General features: G+C 42.7%; 13 protein-coding genes and 2 tRNA genes. 2 read left to right on the forward strand and 13 right to left on the reverse strand.

Annotation, left to right across the window (positions count from 1 at the left end; translation table 11 throughout):
- Nucleotides 1-19: 19 nt before the first annotated feature.
- From N2K84_RS01500 to N2K84_RS01555, 12 genes are all read right to left on the reverse strand, one after another.
- Nucleotides 20-2,821 carry a DUF5695 domain-containing protein gene (locus N2K84_RS01500; RefSeq protein WP_282589990.1) on the reverse strand — a complete coding sequence of 934 codons (2,802 nt, stop codon included), beginning with the start codon at nt 2,819-2,821 and terminating at the stop codon, nt 20-22.
- Between the two features lie 121 nt (nt 2,822-2,942).
- On the reverse strand, nt 2,943-4,841 hold the full coding sequence (locus tag N2K84_RS01505) for a beta-L-arabinofuranosidase domain-containing protein (RefSeq protein WP_282589991.1): 1,899 nt from the start codon (nt 4,839-4,841) through the stop codon (nt 2,943-2,945).
- Between the two features lie 319 nt (nt 4,842-5,160).
- Complete coding sequence (locus N2K84_RS01510; RefSeq protein ID WP_282589992.1) at nt 5,161-6,780, reverse strand: RagB/SusD family nutrient uptake outer membrane protein; 1,620 nt, start codon at nt 6,778-6,780, stop codon at nt 5,161-5,163.
- A gap of 22 nt (nt 6,781-6,802) precedes the next feature.
- Complete coding sequence (locus N2K84_RS01515; protein WP_282589993.1) at nt 6,803-9,997, reverse strand: TonB-dependent receptor; 3,195 nt, start codon at nt 9,995-9,997, stop codon at nt 6,803-6,805.
- 229 nt (nt 9,998-10,226) lie between these two features.
- Complete coding sequence (locus tag N2K84_RS01520) at nt 10,227-11,234, reverse strand: FecR family protein (RefSeq protein WP_282589994.1); 1,008 nt, start codon at nt 11,232-11,234, stop codon at nt 10,227-10,229.
- A gap of 102 nt (nt 11,235-11,336) precedes the next feature.
- The gene (locus N2K84_RS01525; RefSeq protein WP_282589995.1) at nt 11,337-11,996 is read right to left on the reverse strand and encodes an RNA polymerase sigma-70 factor; all 660 of its coding nucleotides are present in this window, start codon (nt 11,994-11,996) and stop codon (nt 11,337-11,339) included.
- A gap of 111 nt (nt 11,997-12,107) precedes the next feature.
- Entirely contained in the window at nt 12,108-13,325 is a 1,218-nt protein-coding gene (locus N2K84_RS01530) for a site-specific integrase (protein ID WP_282589996.1), read from the reverse strand.
- A gap of 310 nt (nt 13,326-13,635) precedes the next feature.
- Nucleotides 13,636-13,710 (reverse strand) — tRNA-Pro (locus N2K84_RS01535).
- A 13-nt stretch (nt 13,711-13,723) separates the two neighbouring features.
- A tRNA-Ser gene (locus N2K84_RS01540) sits at nt 13,724-13,810 on the reverse strand.
- 555 nt (nt 13,811-14,365) lie between these two features.
- Complete coding sequence (lnt, locus tag N2K84_RS01545; RefSeq protein ID WP_282589997.1) at nt 14,366-15,973, reverse strand: apolipoprotein N-acyltransferase; 1,608 nt, start codon at nt 15,971-15,973, stop codon at nt 14,366-14,368.
- The gene (locus N2K84_RS01550; protein ID WP_282589998.1) at nt 15,970-16,908 is read right to left on the reverse strand and encodes a bifunctional metallophosphatase/5'-nucleotidase; all 939 of its coding nucleotides are present in this window, start codon (nt 16,906-16,908) and stop codon (nt 15,970-15,972) included. Before N2K84_RS01550 ends, lnt begins: the two co-directional genes overlap by 4 nt.
- On the reverse strand, nt 16,886-17,641 hold the full coding sequence (locus tag N2K84_RS01555) for a 5'-nucleotidase C-terminal domain-containing protein (RefSeq protein WP_282589999.1): 756 nt from the start codon (nt 17,639-17,641) through the stop codon (nt 16,886-16,888). The genes N2K84_RS01550 and N2K84_RS01555 overlap by 23 nt, the downstream gene beginning before the upstream one ends.
- A 116-nt stretch (nt 17,642-17,757) precedes the next feature.
- Here N2K84_RS01555 and N2K84_RS01560 point away from each other — a divergent pair, with 116 nt between their 5' ends.
- A complete protein-coding gene (locus N2K84_RS01560) occupies nt 17,758-18,819 on the forward strand; it encodes an N-acetylmuramoyl-L-alanine amidase family protein (RefSeq protein ID WP_282590000.1) in 1,062 nt (353 codons plus the stop codon).
- Nucleotides 18,819-19,223, forward strand: coding sequence for a thiol-disulfide oxidoreductase DCC family protein (locus N2K84_RS01565; protein WP_282590001.1), 405 nt, complete (start codon nt 18,819-18,821; stop codon nt 19,221-19,223). The genes N2K84_RS01560 and N2K84_RS01565 overlap by 1 nt, the downstream gene beginning before the upstream one ends.
- On the opposite strand, the gene N2K84_RS01570 is transcribed toward N2K84_RS01565, so the two are convergent.
- Nucleotides 19,220-19,762, reverse strand: a complete 543-nt coding sequence (locus N2K84_RS01570; RefSeq protein ID WP_282590002.1) for a DUF4924 family protein — start codon at nt 19,760-19,762, stop codon at nt 19,220-19,222. The genes N2K84_RS01565 and N2K84_RS01570 overlap by 4 nt on opposite strands.
- Nucleotide 19,763 lies beyond the last annotated feature (1 nt).

A 19,763-nucleotide genomic window follows, 5' to 3' on the forward strand; every position in this document is an offset into this window, starting at 1 on the left:
TTTTAGATTTTAAACGTTACTATTTAAATTGAATTGTTACCTCTTCTTGCTCTTTGATCACCGGCAAATCAGCCTCCCAGCCTGTTGATGCTTTCCGAACGGAAACAACTTTTCCGGCTACGGTAAGGCTTTTCGGAATGTTCTTGTCGGAGCGAATTTTCAGCAAGGTACTATGGCTTAAACCGGAATCTTCACCCAAAGCCTGTGGTGTTCGATTTTCAAGCTTGAAGGTTAACTTCTTTCCATCTGAGGAAATGACAACCGGACTCTCTTTTAAGAATCCATCCTGTACCAAGCTGATATGATACCGGCAGTCGTCAACAAGATAGCTAAATTGTTGACGAACACCGTCCCGGGGAATTACTTCAACAGAAACTTTATCTTGCTTCAGCTCCCCGCCATATGCGTGAAGTCCAAACACTGAATCCTTGACCACTAACGTGCGGGCGGTATGAAACGCCGCCCCATACCCCAGGTCAATCTCTCCATCGTAGTGCCAGACGCCGCGGACTTCATGTTTTCGGAGCCAGGTATCGCCATTCTTGGCACTAATAAAAGCCCATCCGGTTGCTCCGTCCTTTCCTTTGCCGGGATACCAGTAACCGTAGCCCGATGCTTGGTCGCCGGTATTCATCAAGGACCATGAACTTAAATAGGAATTGTAGCCCAACTCCAGCCAGTCGGTGTTATCAGAATAATACAAGCCATATTCAAGCACGGACCAGCCGCCCATCATGGTCATGTAAGTCATTTCGTGCGTGTGCTTGGGAGAAGCACAGTCGGCGCCGGCCTGGTAATATTTTGGAGCCAACCAACCTCGTACCGATAAACCTGCATAGTGCTGACGGTCCATGAATTTTTCAGCATCTTCTTTGGTGACCGAGGGATGCGAGTACCACACTTTTTTATTTTTATCGTACCACAGCTTGTTGTCCGGTTTCATCGGATTTTCAACCGCATATTTGGCCAAGGCAAAAGACGACTCAAAGGCGGTCCGGTCAAAGCTGTATTCCGACCGATAGGGGTACTCATCATCGTAGATGAAATATTTAGCCTTCTTTTCCCATTCCTTTCGCAAAAAGTCCGCATCAGCCTGCCTTCCATGTTTCTCCAATTCCGACATCACCTCCAGGATTATCCACTCATTGTAGATTCCCCACTTATAGGTGTCGAACCAGGACCAGATTTCATACGGGTACTTGTAATAAGCGACTGCTGTTTGGAAAGCCCTTTCGAGGTATTCATTGGCATCCAGATAGTGTGTCCACTGCGGTGCTTCTTTTGCAATTTCGTACATGTGATAATACAGCTTGATGATATGCGGATAATCGTAAGCACGCCAAGTCTGCATGACTTTATCATCATTGGGGAAAAGCATGGCATGCAAAGCAGAATCGCGTGAGACATACCAATTCGGAACGCCGTAAACGCCATACGGATAAGGTTTTTCTTCATCGGTACGCTGCAACTTGCCCCATACAAAATTCTCGATGTAGTATTCCAGCGAAGCAATTTCGGCAGAATCGGGATAAACCACATTTTTTGCGGCGACATAGGGAGCCTTTGACAAACCGGGGTCGTCACATGCAAGCACATAGGCATACCATCCGTCGAATCCATCCGAATCTTCAGGCCCCCGAAGTTTGCCGTATTTCATATCATAAACCGAATAGAGACCATCCCACCATTTTCCCGGTGCTTTATGCTGCTGGTGATTAACGATAAACGAACTTCGTTTTTTGATCAAGGTTTCAATTGGTTCAGTTGAAAAGAACTCCATCACCGTTTGTTCACCGCTGCTGTACCAAACTGTAATCAGGTTTTCCCCTAATCGGTCAAAATGAATATCATAAAGTTGGGCACCGTTGGGGGCTGTGCCTAATGATTTAATCTCGGTCTGATTCGGAAACTCAGCGATCAAAGAGTCTATTTTCCCTTGCAATCGGATCGCAACTGTTGTGGAAAGATCACGAGGTACCGTATAGCCAGGAGCTGCACGGACATCGAGCGAACCGTTTTGATAAAGAGCATCTCTCATATCCTCATAACGAGGAACCGATGTCAACAAAAATTCAAATACGACACGATTTCCACGCTGACCGGCAGGCGCCAATTGGTGCGTTGTGTGAGGCAAACGCCAATTCCCCTCAGTCTTCGGCCCGGTGCGCCCGGAATAGATATACGTATTTAAGGTTTGATTAGAATAATCAAAAAACTCCAGCGGTGTGTTTTCCCCTGTCAACATCAGGTAAAAAGGACCTTCACCCGACGGTTTGGAAAAGCTCACAAAGGAGGAATTTAAGGAAATGCTCTGCTTTTGAATATAACTGTCTTCAAAAATTATTTTGGGTGTGGTATTCTCGTGTCTGCGATCGGGGGAATTCCATCTTACAGGCAGCACCACATCCCCCAACTCGATCTCCCGCTTTCCCGTATTGGTAAGCTCCACGCGCAAATGCAGGCCATCATCTTTCAAATTGAAGGACCTTTTCATGCAAAGCGGCATTTCAAATAACGAATCAGTAAATAAGACAGTTTGCTCATCTATTTTCGAAAAGCGGGTGTTGGCTGTAATCAAACTCACCCAGTCTTCTTCATTCACCCGATATTGAACTTCGATATTCCCCCAATCGTCTCCCTGTGAAAACAAATCAGCGGAGTCGGACAAGGCGCGAAATGCCGATACGCCGGACCTGGAAAATACGGCTTGAAATTTTGTGTTTTTTAATTCCGGAGATTGGCCCTCAGCCCCGAAGGGATTGAGTATCGCTAATCCTATTAGCAAAAAACAGGTCGAAATTAGTTTTATTGGTTTGATCATTTTTCGTGAATATTTTGTTTCGGCGACGGAATCAAGTCACCCTTTAAAAAACTGCTGTTTAATAAAGGATGACCATCATTTTTCCGTGTGCTATTCTACCCTTTGTTTTACTGCAGAAAGCCTATTTGATACTCGTGTCATACAACCATATTCCGTACGAGAATGCATTGGAATGTTCGTCCGGCTTTGGAGCCCCCTCGCGATACCATTGCCCGATATTGGCAAAAGGTGTAAGAATAATGTTCACTTCGTTTCCTTTATAAAGGGCCTTTGTTTCGTAAACGGGACCAAGCATTTGCTCATCAGGCTTGTCGGTAACGGTTGGGCTTACCGACGTATCGACCCGGATATCTTTGTCCAGATCCACATTGTCAGCTCCAAGCTGGCTGTTCCAGACCATATCCAAAGCATAAACAATCGGCCCGCGAACAAAAGCCGACGGCACCTTATCCGTCGGTGTTTCTTGGTACATGTGTTCGCCACCTGGCAAATAAGACAAGGTATATTCGCTGTGATTAGGCCTTGTTACCCATTGTTCTTCCATCGGAAACGTTATTTCAACCTGATCCCCTTGTTTCCATTCCCGGGCTAACTGAAGATAGGTGCCCGAGTTAACGCCACTCGTTTCCTCTCCGTTCACAGACACCATCGGTTCTTTGCACCAGGATGGGATTCTCAGAAATAGATCTTTCTGAACAGGTTTTTCGGAAGTAATTGTCAGTTGGATATTTTCCGATTCCGGATACTTCGTTTGTATCGAGAATTTCAGTTCTTCACTGTTATAATCAGATGGCAAATATTGATTGACATAGAAATTTTGCTCTTTTTCAGCATACAGGAATGTAGGAATAAGTGAAATGATCCGGTGCCCGCTGGCGGTACAACAGTCGGGACCATGAAAAAAACCATCCGGTTTCGTTCCGTTTGGAGCCGTGTGGTATCGGCAAATACCAACATCAGCAGCCTGTGCTGCAAACACGTGGTTAATCATCAGGCGTTCGATGGCGTCGGCATACTTTACATCGCCGGTAAGTTCCAACAACATTTGAGTGAGTTGCATCCACGACATGGTGGCACAGGTTTCAACAATATTTCCCGAAAGTGGCTTTACATAGCCATGCTCGTAGTGTTCAGCCACACTCACCCCACCGGTAATATACATTTGACGTTTGCTGATATCATCCCAAGCCCCCATTACTTTACGAAGCAACGATTTATCGCCGGTAATACGGTAAAGTCTTAAAAATCCCATGAAATTCATGTGGAAAGTATGAGAATGCACATAGGGTTGCAACTCGTCAACACCAAGCGTGCCGTCAGCAACTGAATCTAACCTGGAGAATGAATCCCAGCCGCTCCATTTGTCAATATTACTCACAACCCATTCGCTCCAATCCAGGTATTTTTTCTTTCCGGTTATTTCGTACAGTCGGGCAACAGGATCAGCCAACAAAGTTCCTTCCCACGAATAGTGCACGCTATGCCCCGCGAACTGCGATTTTCCGTCTAACTTTTTATGTTTGTTCTCCGGGGATCTTAAATCCGATGGCCAAAACTCCAGTTTTCCGGGACCAAAATATTGTAAAAAATAATCGGCAAGTTTTTCAACAGCAGTCAATGCTTTCTCATTGCCGGTTTCTTCATAAACCGTCATAAACGCGTGGAAGACGAAATACAATTCATAGGGGTCCATCCCCCGGATTGGTCGTTCCGGCGAGCGAAAACTTTTAGCCGTCGCACCCACGTAGCCGCTTTCTTCCTGCGAGTCGATGATACGATCCAAAATCGTTTTCGCTTTTGCCAACAATTCTTCATCATCGGCCTGAATTGCCGACAGATAAGCAGATTCGATCCATTTCCCATGCTGTTCTGCTTTTGTCCAATCCCAGTCGGTGTGCTCTCTTTTCACAATGAAATCAACATACTTATCTATGGGGAAATTCTTCAAATAGTTGTTTCGGTTCACCTCCATGCGATAACCAAAAAAACCGGAAATGTTTTTTATTGAGGATACTTGCACGGGGGTTTGTTTTAACCCAATCTGTTGGTGTTCTTTTGTTTCAACTGACGAACACGCAGAGAGATGGAGGCATATGAATGCAAAAAATATACTGAAGTATTTCATTTTTTAATGATTTAATTCTATAACGTTTTCTGTTTAAAGACTTTGTTCCAGTAAACTGGATAAATGAAGTAACGACGTAACATACAATCAATTATTCATCTACTCACGGAATAAAAACGAAGGCAAAGAAACGTCCGATCATCTATTCTTTAGAATGCAGACCCGACAAAAAAAGATCGGATCTGCAATTTCTACCAATTGAAATTGAAACACATCAATAGTTCGGATTTTGAACTAGTTTTGGATTTGACGTAATCACACTTTCCGGAATTGGGAATAAAGTTCGGTAATCGCCATTAGGCTCGTGAGACAACCAGCTCTTCGTCGTAAAGATGCCGAAACGAATCATGTTTCTTCTGGTGTATCCTTCCCAGGCAAATTCCCAGTTCCATTCGTCGAACATCCGGCCAAACTGAACAGGTGCTTGGTCACCCGGATCGGTGATCATGTAGTTTTCCACAACTCCCCATTCGAAGGAAGAATCTTCTTTCAATTGTTCATCCGTTACCGTAGCTTTCGATGGATCATCTTTAAAAGCTCGTTGTCTAACTTCGGTAACTAAATCTCCTGCTCCGGGCTGATTGGTTCTCAACAAACATTCGGCTTTCATCAGCAAGACCTCTGCATAACGAAACAAAGGAATATCACTATCAGCGCTCCATTGCGATCCCATTGGCACTTCATATTTGCCCATCCTGTAACCTTCCATCTCATTGGTGTACCTTCCATTCGGAAGTTCTTTCGAGAAAATTAACGGCTCACCAGCCAGATCATATACACCGTATAATGGATTCCCGTCAGCATCAAACTGTTGTCCCATCAGCCATGAATCTTCCAGACGTATATCACCTTCCTGATAGGTGTTGATGAACTGAGTCACTCCTTTGGGACCACCAGCAGCATTCGGTGGATAAACAGTTTTGTATTTCTTTTGAAGCTCCGAATGCCATGAGTTCATAAACAAGAAGTTCCCCACAATACCCCTGTAGAAATCGTAGGGAATTGTAAATAGAACTTCTTTGGACGATTCAGCACCTGCAGTCAGGAATGGGTCTTTATAGTCGGGGGCCAGGGCGCATTTGCCGCTGTTAATAATGTCGTTACACTGCGCAATACACTCATTCCAACGAGCAGTACCCGTGTAAACTTCAGCATTCAAATAAACATTGGCCAATAAGGTTTTTGCGGCCCATTTATTGAATCTACCATAGAGTTCTGCACCTTGTACTTCACTTAAGTCCGGGATTGCTTCGGTTAATTCAGTTACAATAAAATCGTAGATTTCCTGTCTTGTACTATTTTCGGGTAGCTCCTGTGAGGTGGTTATCACCAAAGGTGCATCACCGAAGTTATCACAAATCATCCAATAATAATAGGCCCTAAGTGCTCTAAGCTCTGCAATTGCCATTTGCTTTTCCGCTGCTGAGGGAGCAGGAATAATGTCGTTCTCTAACCGGCTTATGGCACTATTACAAAGAATCGCTCCCCTATAATTTTTGTCCCACAACATCCCTATCTGCATGGATTCAGAGTTCCAGCTATGAAACATTAGACTCTTGAAAATACCTCCGTCGTCCCACCCGGTTACATTAGCAGGTAAGGCAATACAGCAAGCCGTGAGTTCCTGAGTTTGCCAGCGCCCAAAGACATCGCTATCATAAATAGGAGCATATGCACCAACAATATTTGGGGCAAAGTCATTGACAGAGTAATTGTAAGTTTGTTCGGTAACACTTGAATAGACAACTTCATCTAGGTTGTTGTTACAGCCAGCAATACCGAGCATGATAGTGGCCAGAAACAGATATATCGTGTAAAATCTAAAACTCTTCATAATCTTTCGAATTTAAAGTTGATTAAAAATTCAGGTTAAGTCCCAGTGTGAAAGTCCGGGCTGAAGGATACCGGTATCTGTCATCATTGCCAGGTGCTAATCCTTGAACATTTACCTCAGGATCGATACCTGTATAGTTTGTAATTACTGCCAAATTAGAAACGCTACCGTAAATCCGCATGCTTTTAACCCATTTATTTGACTTCAGATTAGGTGAAAACCCAACAGTGACATTATCAATTTTCCAGTAATCACCATCCTGAACAAAATAGCTTACATATTGTAGTTCCTGGTCGTCGGCAAGAGGGCGTTTGCCGTAAATGTCATCATAAGCTTTTTCCATGATATTCCCTCCCCCTATATTGACGGGCACTGCAAAGTTCATTTCTGCCATGTTTAAGATTTGAAAGCCAAATGCCCCTCTCATTGTGATTCCCAAATCAAATTGTTTGTAAACGATTGAGTTATTCCAATTCAAGTATGCTTTTGGTAAACCGTTCCCAAGAATCTTCTTGTCTGTTGGCTGTTGTTCCGCAATCGGTTTGGGATTGCCATCTTCTCCTTCTATTATCCAATGACCGTTTTCATCAATATCAATCGATTTGTAGCCATAGAAATTTCCAATAGGTTCTCCTTCTTGTATCCGGTGAGTTGTTTGTTGAATTGGAGCAAGTGTATGTCCAGCATTAGCAAATCCGCTTGAAACATATTTATCATTGGATAGCGATAATAACTTACTTTTATTCGTTGAAAAATTAAAATTTGAACTCCATGTGATTTCATCTCGCTTTACCGGAAAAAAATTCAGTGAAACCTCAATACCTTTGTTTCTGATTGAACCAGCATTGGCGGTTATGGAAGAATATAAATATGGAGGAACAGGAACGGTATAGTTCCAAATCAGATCTTTGGTATCACGATTATAGACATCAATGCTGCCGGATATGCGATCATTCAACAAGCCAAAGTCCAATCCGATATTCGTTTCTTCTTTTTTCTCCCATCGCAAATCCGGATTTGGGTTTGATCCCGGACGAAGAAGATTCACCCATTCTCCACCATAATAGCCAAAACCGCCGAAATTAATTGTGTTCAATGACAAATAGGGGCTTCCTGGTTCTGTTCCGGTTATACCGAATCCAGCTCTCAACTTCAGTGCACTTACAAAGCCTACAGCTTGCATAAAAGGTTCTTCTTTAATAGTCCAGCCAACCGTAACTGCAGGAAAGGTACCCCACTTATTATCGGCACCGAACTTTGAAGACCCTTCGTGTCTCACACTTGCTGACGCATAGTATTTCCCTTTATAGTTATAATTTAAGCGCCCAAAATAGCCCACCAACTTATACTCGCTTTGGTAAGTCGACTGAGAAGCTGTTCCGTCAGTTAAAGCTGCTCCCAAGCCCATATTGTTATAACCATAATCATCGCTCGGAAAATCATAATTGCTCATGGATGCGGATTGATAATTGGTTTGATTCCAACTGTGTCCTGCCAGGACTGTAATGTTGTGTGCATTGTTTACAACTTTACTGTATTGTGCTGTTAACTCCATCAAATCGTTTTGACTTCGGTCAGTAGATCGGGAGGCGTATCCATTTCTACCTTGAATAACCGTTGACCTGTGTTGCTTAGTTTCATAATACCCGCCAAAATGGTTGTATGTCTCACGTGATGCGAGATACTTTATATCTAGGCCCGCGATAGGATTGAACGTTACGGCAGAATACATTCTCAGGTTGGTAATGTTGTTCTCGCCTTCAGTCTCATTAAGAAGCGCTAATGGGTTTTCGTACATCTCCCGGGCGCTTTCGGTCCATTTACCATCTGCATCTTTTATTGGAGTCGTGGGATTGTAGATTATTGCGCTTTGATACACGCCATTGTTATAAGGTATTCCATATTCCCGATGATAACCACTTACACTTGCATCGATTTTCAGTTTATTGTCGAACATGCGGTGAATGACATTCAGGCGCGGAAAGATCATGTCGACCTTTGAACGTTTCACAATCCCCTCATTCGAGGTGTAATCAAAACTCGCAATGTAGCTCGTTCTACTGGATCCACCTCTTAGGTTGACACTATAGGTTTGGCTGAAGGGTGTTTGTAATATTTCATCGACCCAATCAACGTTTGCCCCCTGATCAAGCCCAGGTTTACCCATGGCGATTTTTTCACGGTATTGCTCAGCCGTCATCATTGGTAGTTTTTTTACAATCTGTTGAGTTGACAGGTAGGCATTTATTTCAATTGATGGTTCTATTTCTCCCTTACTCTTTTTTGTTGTAATCAATATTACACCATTAGTTCCCCGTGTACCATAAATAGCAGCTGCAGAACCGTCCTTTAACACGTCAATCCGTTCAATATCATTTGGTGATACTGTATTCAGACCACCCGGGATACCATCGATTAAAATCAGAGGGCTTGTCCCTGAGCTAAGTGTTGTCACACCACGTAATATGATTTGAGAAGTAGATAAAGGATTCGCATCAGGCGTTATAACCGCTAAGCCCGCAACCTGCCCTCTAATAAGTTGTGCAGCATCCGGGGTCGGGATCTTAATGAAGTTTTCAGATGTAACACTCGATATTGCACTAGTAACATCCTCTCTGCGTTGCGTACCATATCCAATCGCCACGACCTCTTCAATACCCAAGGTTTCTTCAGCCATAATTATATTGATGCTAGTTTTTCCTGAAACAAGGATTTCCTGTGATTTCATACCTACAAACGAAAATACCAGTGTGGCATCACTGGATACACTGGCCAGGGTGTAATTCCCATCTGAATCAGTAATCGTTCCTTGTGTGGTACCCTTCAGCACCACGGTAACACCAGGAAGCGCAACTCCAGAGGAGTCAGTTACGCGGCCAGAGACCGTGATTTCTTGTTGAACAGCACTTTTCGTTAAATCTGTCGAGATCGCTATTTGCCTTTTATCGATTTTATATGCGACATTTGTCCCTTCAAAAATCTTGTCAAGTATTTCAGGAATCGACTCATTTTCAACCTCTATACTCACCACTTTTTCGACATCAACCGCTTTGGCGTTATAGATAAAATAAAAGGCGGTCTGATTTTCAATCTGTCCTAACACACTCCTTATGGATGTATTTTTCAGGTTTAGGCTCAGACGGGTTTGCTGAGCGTGTGCGTTTGTAGCAAAAATTTGGACTACACTTACCAGGATTGCAAACAATGTTAGTTTCATCGTTTTTAACAGTTTCGATCTCCACAAAAGCTTAGCCGCGGAAATCCATGAATAATGATTTTTTTTCATAAATTTGTAATGATTTGAGTTTTGTAATTCAAATTGTTATGTGCACAAAGTTTAAGGAGCTAAAGCACATAAGAAACAGAGAAGGAGGTGTTGGTAGCATCTCCTTTTTTCATCATCGTGTTATTTCATAAGCGTTTGTATTAGGTTATTACAAATATTTCTAGTAGAGCTTTATTATCGTTTTATTGGCGTTATCTTTACTCAGGCTATAGTTAACGTGACAAGTGTATTCAATGTAATCCAGAACTTCAACCAGATTCTCGTCTTGGAATGTTGCATTAAACGCAGGGTCATAAATGGTAGAATCTTCAACGATGAAATCTGCGTTAAACTTTCTTTCCAATATCTTAATGACTTCATCCATTGGTGTATCTTTAAAAACTAACAATCCATTTTTCCAAGCGGTATAATCTCCTATGGATGTTTTTTTCACCCTGACCTCTTTTATCGCTGTGTCATATTCGGCTATTTCTCCAGGCTCCAGTTTATAACTGAAGGATTTGCTTTTTTCATGTTGCAATTCAACTGCTCCTGTTTCTAGGGCAACGGTTATCTTCTGGTCATCCGGGTAAGCGCTGACATTAAACTTAGTTCCCAAAACCTTCACTTTAAAATCATTAACACTAACCGTTAATGGGATTTCTTTATTCCTTTTGATGTCAAAATAGGCTTCTCCTATTAAGGATACATCACGATTGTCCCGAGAGTAGTTGTTGTTGTATGTTAACGTACTTCCTGAGTTTAACACTACAACTGAGCTGTCCGGTAAAATCACTTCAGCGATCTGTTTATACTTGGCAACTACTGATGTGTATTTTAAGTCGGTCTCATTGCTAAATTGATTTTTCAGGTAGAATGCTAACGGTAGTGTACACAAAAACAATAGCAGAACAGCGGCGTATTTTATAAGAAGATTTGTTTTTAACCGGAATGTTTTACTTCTCGGATTTAGTCTTGCTTGTAGCTTTTTGTATGAATTTTCAATCTTGTATTCCGGCATATCCTTGGATGATGCCAGAAAGGCCCATGCTGCTTTTGCCTTGTTATATATCTTTTCACTTTCCGGATCCTTTTCGATCTCTGACAACAATTCTTCTTCACGTCCTGGCTCAATACAGCCTGCGGCAAGATTGATTATGTCCTCATTATTTTTCACATTTCGTTCCATACACTTATTATTTGCACGAAATTGAATTTACCCTATATGAAATTTCAAAAAAAGTTTGAATAAAAATGTAAAAACCAGTTTATTATTCTCAAAAACAGAATGTTATGAAATAAAAATATAGGTCACCAATGGGAGGTAATCTTTTAATGTCGATTTAAATATTTTCAGGCTTCTGGTTATATGCCCTTCTACAGCTTTGGTAGTAATATTGAGTTCTTCTGCGATTTCCCTGTTTTTCATTCCTTCGAATCGGCTCAGCATAAATACTTTTTTGCACTGAGGAGGTAAATCTTCCAACGTTTTATCGATGATTTGCTCAATCTCGTTAAAAACCAGAACGGAAGTGTCAATTGCATCTAAAGCTTTTAGATTTTGGTTCAATTCATTCGGAGCGGCTAAGCCCGAGGTGAATAGTTTTTGTCTGTAACGTTGATCCCGAAGCCGGTATAAACAATTGTTCCTTGCAACAGAATATAAATAAGAACTGACATTCATATCCTCCTTTAGGGTTTGCCGTTTCTCCCAAAACGTTGCAAATGTATCCTGCACAATATTCTCCGCGATGTCATCTATGCGAATGAACTCGTAAATAAAATAATACAATCTCGGAAAATACTTATTGTAGAGAACTTTGAAGGCAACATCGTCGCCATTCATAATTTTCTTTACAAGTTGTGCTTCGGGTTCAGTCATTTCAATTAATTCCAGGTGTGACAAAACTAACAAAAAAACAAAACTTAGTCTAATCAATCCATTCGGCAAAAAATCTCATTTTTTGTTCAGATACTCTGCCTTCTTTGTCATGGATGCCGAAACGTAATTGATCCGGTTTAATAGAGCCAATATGCCTGAGCGGAGTAATAGCAAAATTTGTTATCTCAGCTTCAACTTGAGCTTTCCCATATCTTCGCTAATCTTTTTCTCCAACACTTTGGCATAGATTTGTGTCGTTGAAATGCTTTTATGTCCCAACACCTGACTAACTGTTTCAATAGGAACGCCGTTACTCAAAGTTACTGTTGTGGCAAAAGTGTGACGGGCCAAATGAAAAGTCAGATTCTTTTTAATACCGCATAAATCCGCAATCTCTTTCAGATAACAGTTCAGCTTTTGATTTGAGATTAACGGGAATATCTTCTCCCTGCTGATTGATTTGGGATGTTTCTTACACTTGTTAGCAATTTCCAGTGCTTTGGGTAGGAGCGGTATTCTCAGCTTCGTATCTGTTTTTTGCCTTTTTGAAAAGATCCAATATTGGCCATCTATTCCCAAACTGATTTCATCCGGACATAGATTAATGGCATCGATATAAGAAAGGCCGGTGTAGCAACTGAAAACAAAAACATCCCTCACAATTTGTAACCGTTCGACTTTGAGCTTTTTGTTTTCAATGGCATGGAGTTCTTTTTCCGTTAGAAACCCACGGTCAACTTTGCGAAAGCTCAGTTTATAGGAATCAAATGGATTCTGAGTTATCCAGCCCAGGCGAAACCCGAGGTTAGTCATTTTGCGAAATCGTTCCTGGTGTTTCATCACCCCGTTGTTCCCAATAGGCTTCTGGTGATCCAATGGCTGATAATTTCTCAGGAAATATTCAAAATCAGTAATAAACTTGTAGTTGACCTGTACCAGATAAATATCCGAAGCCTTGAATTTCTGTTTCAGAAACCGCTCCAGGTATCTTTTTGTCGTGTAATAATTCTTCATCGTCCCGGGGGAAAGGACACTGGCTTGCGTGGTATTGTGATAATCCACCAGTTCGATCAGTGTATGTTCGTCAGAATCACCCAGGAAAAGCGCCTTAATATTTTCCGGGGTAATCTTCTCTTTGTTGATCTGCAACTCCCGGTAAGCATCGGTCAGTTGCGAACGGACATGCTCCAAATAACTGTTAAACTTTTTGGCTTCCGGACTAAAGCCCTTTGCCATTCCGCGGGCTTTATTCCATTCTTCAACTACAATGGTTTTCTTCAGGGAAATCTCAATCCGGCGGGTCTCTACGGTAATTCTGGCATAAACGAGCGCCTTGTCTTTGTCCTTCTTACCAGTCCGGATAATAAACTGGATACCAAAGGTGTGGGTTGTTTTCATATCATTCAATTTTTATCAGTTTAATCTGTTTTAACTGCTTCAGTTGAAAAACAAGGTCAAAAGACTCACCGGAACTCACCAAAACCGGTCAATAAGTATAGCCCATAATCACAAATATGACCTTTGTTAACAACTGAAAAACAAACGATTAATCCTTTCTGGTGAGTTCGAAGTTAAATAAAAAAAAGACTCACCGTTTAACTCACCTGAATTGTGATATTTTCTGATATGAATTGATCTGACAAAAATCAAAAAAGCCTGTAAATCATACAATTTACAGGCTTTTAACTTCTTTTGATTTCCCAATCTGTCGGGATACCAGGATTCGAACCTGGGACCCCCTGCTCCCAAAGCAGGTGCGCTAGCCGGACTGCGCTACATCCCGATAATATTTTCTGCGGAGAGAGGGGGATTCGAACCCCCGGTACGGTTACCCGTACGGCAGTTTAGCAAACTGCTGGTTTCAGCCACTCACCCATCTCTCCTTTCAAGCAGCTTTAATCTCTCACTTCATTCTATCATGCTTGGGCTGTGCTTTTCAGCCCCTTTGAACGTGCGTGCAAATATAGAACTACTTTTTACTTCCACAAAATTATTAAGGTAAAAAATAAAGGATTTTAAGCTGCTGACAAATGATGCGCTGAGTGTCAGTCAGAAAGAGTTCTGGATGAAAATCATGTCCTTTTTACGGTAATTGATATGGGAAAGTTGTGGCATTACAGGGTGCTGGTTCAGATGTCTTTCTAAATCAGTAACATATTGTCGAATGTTATAAAAACGTTGATTTTGCTTGGAAGGTAGCGATTTCGACCCTATCTTTGAATCAGAAATCGTTCTAACAAAGATATGATCCGCATTAATTCAAAATTGGCAAATTCAACAGTTTACATTAAACCGAGAAAGCTTTAGGAATGTAAAGACAGGCCTTGTAGTCCGGCGAATGCCGGATGAGTGGTTCGCTACCGATGGAAGTCTGACCGTTTCGGCACTCAAATCCTGTAATTCAGGGATTTTGCGCAATCGAATTAGTGCGGATTTTCTTATTTTTTCAATTTCCCCATTCGCAGGTTTGCCAACAGAAGAAGCAGTAGCAATACAGACAAAAATGAGCTTATTCGGGCAATATAATCCCCAAAACGAACATAAAAAGTCAATTGGTTGTTTAGGTTCAGTGTCCCACGGAGGGCAGTTCTTTCCCACCAGCTCGTTTGTTGAATGATTTCTCCTCGTTGGTTAATAAAAGCTGATATTCCGGTGTTGGCCGACCGGGCGATGCCCCGGCGCGTTTCGATAGCCCTCAATCGCGCAAATGATAAGTGCTGTCGGTGACCCGGTGTGTTCTTCCACCAGCCGTCATTGGTGATGATAACAATTAAGCCCGCTCCTTTTTTTGTGAATTCGGTGACGTATGCTCCAAAAACTGACTCAAAACAAATAATGGGCGCTACCTGGTCACCTTCAGCTGATTTAAAATTGGTTGGCTCAGGCTGTGTGCCCAAGCTGCCGGTGGTTCCACCCAGATCGATTATATAGTTTTCCAGAAAGGTCAGATATTTCGCGAACGGCATTTTTTCGACTCCGCTTACCAATATACTTTTATGATAGGTTTGAATACTATCACCTTGATTAATTAGCAAGGCTGCATTATAAAGATCATAATATTGCACGGAATCATTCTCAAATTTTCGGGCAGTGGGCGGTATTTTATCAACGGGATCAAAAATCTTCCGGGTGGTAGCACCCATGATATAGTTTAGGTGAGGGGAGTGTTGTGTTCGTTGACGAAGCGGATTGATATAGGGATGATGGAGTATTTTGTCATTTTCATCCAAAAGGTGAAGAGCAGTTTCAGGGCCGACCACGTATTCTGTCGAAGCGGTTGTGAGCGAATCGGCCAAATTTACAAGCAAAGAAAGTTGCTTCTCCTGGCTCATCCCTGAGAATTTCTCCAGATATGGGTCGATGTTGGGCTGAAGGATAACAATTTCGCAACCACGGCCAGTCTCCCGATAATCATGGTATTGCCTCATCGAATAAATAATGGGAAGGGCCATTGCGATAGTCAGCCATGTTAGTTGCGGAATAACCCATTTAAATCCTTTCACCGAAATATATTTGTAAACTTGAAAAAACAATAGGTTCATAATCAGGATCCAAAGTGTTCCTCCAAAAACACCCGTATATTCGTACCATTGTATCAGTTTCACCTGGTTAGCAAATCCGTTCCCCAAGCTAAGCCAGGGCCAGGCAATTTCCCAGTTGAAGTGAAGGTATTCAAATGAAATCCAGAAAGTTACCAGCGAAAGGTTGGCTGTTCGTATATGGAAGCGTCGCTTCATGAGGTGAAAAAGCCACCAAACACCGGCCATAAAAGTGGCATTCAGAAAGACAATCAAGACGCCTCCTGCGAGTGTGGAATGAACAATCCACCAAGTGCTGAGAGCATTCCACAGCCAGAAACTCAGATAAGCATACCCGAAAAAGGCAATGCTGCTTTCGGTTTTGCGTTGTTGAAAGATGTGATCTTCAACGATCATTAAGGGCAGAAATGCCACAAATAAAATCCATCCGGGCATAAATCCGAGCCAAGGCAATGCCAGCAAAATGGCTGAAAAAGCTGCTAGGAGAATCAATTGGCTGTTTTTCATGAAACGATGTGCAGGTTTTGCGAATAGGCGATTGGCGTATTTTTTTCCACCTTGTCAAGAATGAAATCGATCCGGCCAGCCATAAGACCGCCCCAGCCAGCTTGGTTGACTATGATCCTTTTCCCATCAGCATTTTTCATTTCCAGGGGGGCTTCTAAAAATGTATGGGTATGTCCGCCAATAATCAGGTCAGTGAAATGGGTTTCGCCTGCCAGTACCGTATCCGAAATCTTATTGTTCCGATAGCTCAGTCCCAGGTGCGAAAGGCAAATGACCAGATCGCATTTCTTTTCGTTTTTCAGGAACGACTCCATTTGGATGGTCGTTTTTACCGGGTCGAGATAAAGAGTGTCGCCATAGTTTTTCTTGCTGACCAATCCTTCCAACTCAATGCCCAATCCATACAAGCCAACTTTAATCCCTCTTTTGTGGAAAACTGCATATTTGGGGAAACGGTCATAAAGGGAAGTCTGCGAAAAATCGTAATTGCTCGAAATCAGCGGGAACCGCGCGAAATCGATCACATTGCTGATTCCATCCAACCCATTGTCGAACTCGTGGTTGCCTATTGTTGAGGCGTCATAACCCATTTCCGACATCACTTTCAATATCAATTCGCCGTTGTAAAAGTTGAAGTAGGGCGTACCCTGAAACATGTCGCCGGCATCAAGCAGCAACACATTTTCGTTTTCCTGTCTGATTTGTTTGACCAGACCGGAAAGACGCGCCATTCCGCCTTGCCCGGCATAGGAAGGATCGGTGTCGGGGAAAGGGTCGATATGGCAGTGGATATCGTTGGTGTGAACGATGCTTAGGCGGATCAAATCCTCTGCGGCCAATAATCGTTCGGGCAGGTTCATGAACGCTAATCCGGCAGACGCCCCGGCCAGTTGCCTGATAAATTTCCTTCGGCTATTCATAGTAGATCCTCCCATCCAGTTTGGGTGAAATTGTTCGTCCCGTCTGATATTCGTTTCGCATGTGGTCAATAAAACAGTCCCGCAGTTTTATTCCGGTTTGAATATATTTTTTGCGATTCAGCAACATCGTCATCCCGTCGCCGCCCTCGGCCACATAATTATTGGTTACAACCCAGTAAAGGGCAGTATGGTTCAGTGGGTTTCCATCAATTTCGAAGGTGCCAATTTTATTGTCTTGGATGCCTAATTTTATTCCCGAAACGCAATCACCTCCATTTGAGATCAGGCGCACTGCAAATTCATACAAATCGGCCCCGGTGAGTTGAATCAGCACCATCTCATTTTCGAAAGGCATCAATTCAAATATTTTACCGACGGTAATTTCACCCTTCGGAAGCTGGGTGCGCAACCCTCCATAATTCAAATAAGCCAAGTCCGGCAAAGGCTGAAGCGGGTGCTTGTATGCGTACCGGCTACCTTCCTCTAATAGCAAATCGGCCAGGTAATTGGTCAACAGGCTTTCCGGTTTCCCTTTTACCAGTTCAACTGTGCTGATGGCAATAATTTCCTGCATATCTGTTTCCAGGTTTTGTTTGTAGGGTGCAACCAGTTGTACGATGGTTGAGTCGATGGTTGAAATGTTTTCATAATTCGGGATGTTCTGCATATGGATATCCTGAATAATCAGGGTACTTTTGCAGGATAGCAACCCAAAAATAAAGGCAATCAGAAGGAATGAATTTTTCATCCGTTATTTGTTTTTCAATATTTGTTGATAGTTTTATGCCCAAGGACTATAACCAGGGTTAAAATTAAATAAACATTGCAGGTGCACTTTCGTTTTTTATTTAAAATTAATTTTCGATGAAAAGTTTAAAGGTAAAGATACTTAGCCGTCAATTATATAGATTTTTCGCCATTGTTATATTGGCAACTGTTTTTTCTCCCTCACTTCGGGCGCAGGATTATTTAACAACGAAGGCCGAAAAAGGGGAGGGAATTTATAGTTTATTGAAACGGTATAATTTACCCCCTGAGAAATACCTGAAAGAATTTATTGAGCTTAATCAGTCGAAATTGGGAAGAGACAACAGCTTGTATGACGGTCAAACTTACCGGCTTCCGGCCGTGAATAAAACAGATGCACCTGTGCCGGGCGTATCTGCAGCACCAGTTGCACCTGCATCCGGTGGAACCATCTATCCGATTTTTGGCGAAAAATATGAGCTTGTTGTTCCGGTAAGCGCCCAGTTGAATGGGGCCGTTTTTTACCTTGTTAGCGGTCATGGTGGCCCGGATCCGGGGGCTGTGGCCCATTATGACAACCATATTTTGTGTGAGGATGAATATGCATACGATGTGACCCTGCGTTTGGCACGCTCCCTGATTGAACGGGGGGCCTTGGTGTACATGATTACCCGCGACGAAAATGACGGGATTAGGGACGAGAGTTTCTTGAAGGCCGATAATGATGAAAGGTGTTACCCTAATTTGTCAATCCCCAGGAATCAGCTCAACCGTCTTCGCCAACGCAAAGATGCCGTGAACCAGTTGTATGTTCAAAATAAGGGTAAATCCCAGCGGTTGGTAATCATTCATGTCGATTCGCGCAGTAAGCGTGAGAATATTGATGTATTTTTCTATCATGATAAATCAAGCAAAACCGGTAGAAAACTAGCTGTTAACTTGCAACAAACCTTCAAAGAAAAGTATGCCCGCCATCAACCTAACCGGGGATACCATGGCACTGTTTCCGATCGTAATTTGTACGTGCTGAAATATTCCTACCCCCCGGCAGTATTTATTGAGTTGGGGAACATTAACCACCGGCGAGACCAGCAGCGTTTTATGATGGAAAACAACCGGCAGGCCCTGGCCAACTGGCTGGCTGATGGTCTGGTAAAAGACTACCAAAACAACAAATAATGACCTTGCCCGAAGGAAAAGTACTGGTTCTTTTTGACGGATATTGCTATTTATGCAGTTGGGTGGTGCAGAGGGTTTTGAAAGCGGATAAGACAGGGATTTTTCTTTTTGCCCCGATAAATAGCAAGACGGGAGAATTCTGGAAGAAGAAACTGAAAATAAGGACTCAGATGGATTCGGTTATTTTAGTGGAAGCGAATGGATATTTTCTTCGTTCGGAAGCTGCACTCAGAATTGCCGGGCGATTGGGTGGCTTTTGCTGGTTATTGCATATTATCAGGGTATTACCGTTGGGTTGGCGCGATAAATTATACGACTGGGTGGCCCGAAATCGCTTTCGTTGGTTTGGCCGGCGCGAAACGTGTTTCCTGCCTGAAAATGGTGAGCAACACCGCTTTCTTTAAATTTCGAATTCGCCTTCTTCATATTGTCGGTAGCGACCTGCCAGGTGCCCAACCAGTTTGCTGATGTGTGCCACAGCTTGTGTGGTCGACGTACTGATTTCTTTTCCTTGAAGCTTGAGCAGCAGGATGCTGTACAGGGCTTGCAGGGCTACCTGGATGTCATTCGCCTCCATTTCGTTGCTTTTCAGCCTGAACTCGTCGATGATGGGTTTCGCCAGATGGTGCAGCGCCAGATATTTCGAATCGTTTGCTCCTTGCAGTAGCTGCAGGTGAAAACGGTTCAACTCGTCAACCAGGTTTTTGATGAACTGAACATGGCCCTGTTGGGTGACTTGTTCTTTTTGCATCATCAGCACCAGGTTTTTATACCATTGGTAAATTTCCAAACGAGTATCATCATCGGTTTCAAACCTGGAAACGACGGTTTTGCCAATTTTGTCCAGGTCAAAATCAAGTGCCCGGAGCAAATCTTCCACTTGCCAGAGGTAGAGGATGTATTCAGCAATATTTGTTTTTCTTTTTTCCTGAGCTATCAGCATA

This window comes from Gaoshiqia sediminis, assembly GCF_025907915.1.
Classification (GTDB): Bacteria; Bacteroidota; Bacteroidia; order Bacteroidales; family Prolixibacteraceae; genus Gaoshiqia; species Gaoshiqia sediminis.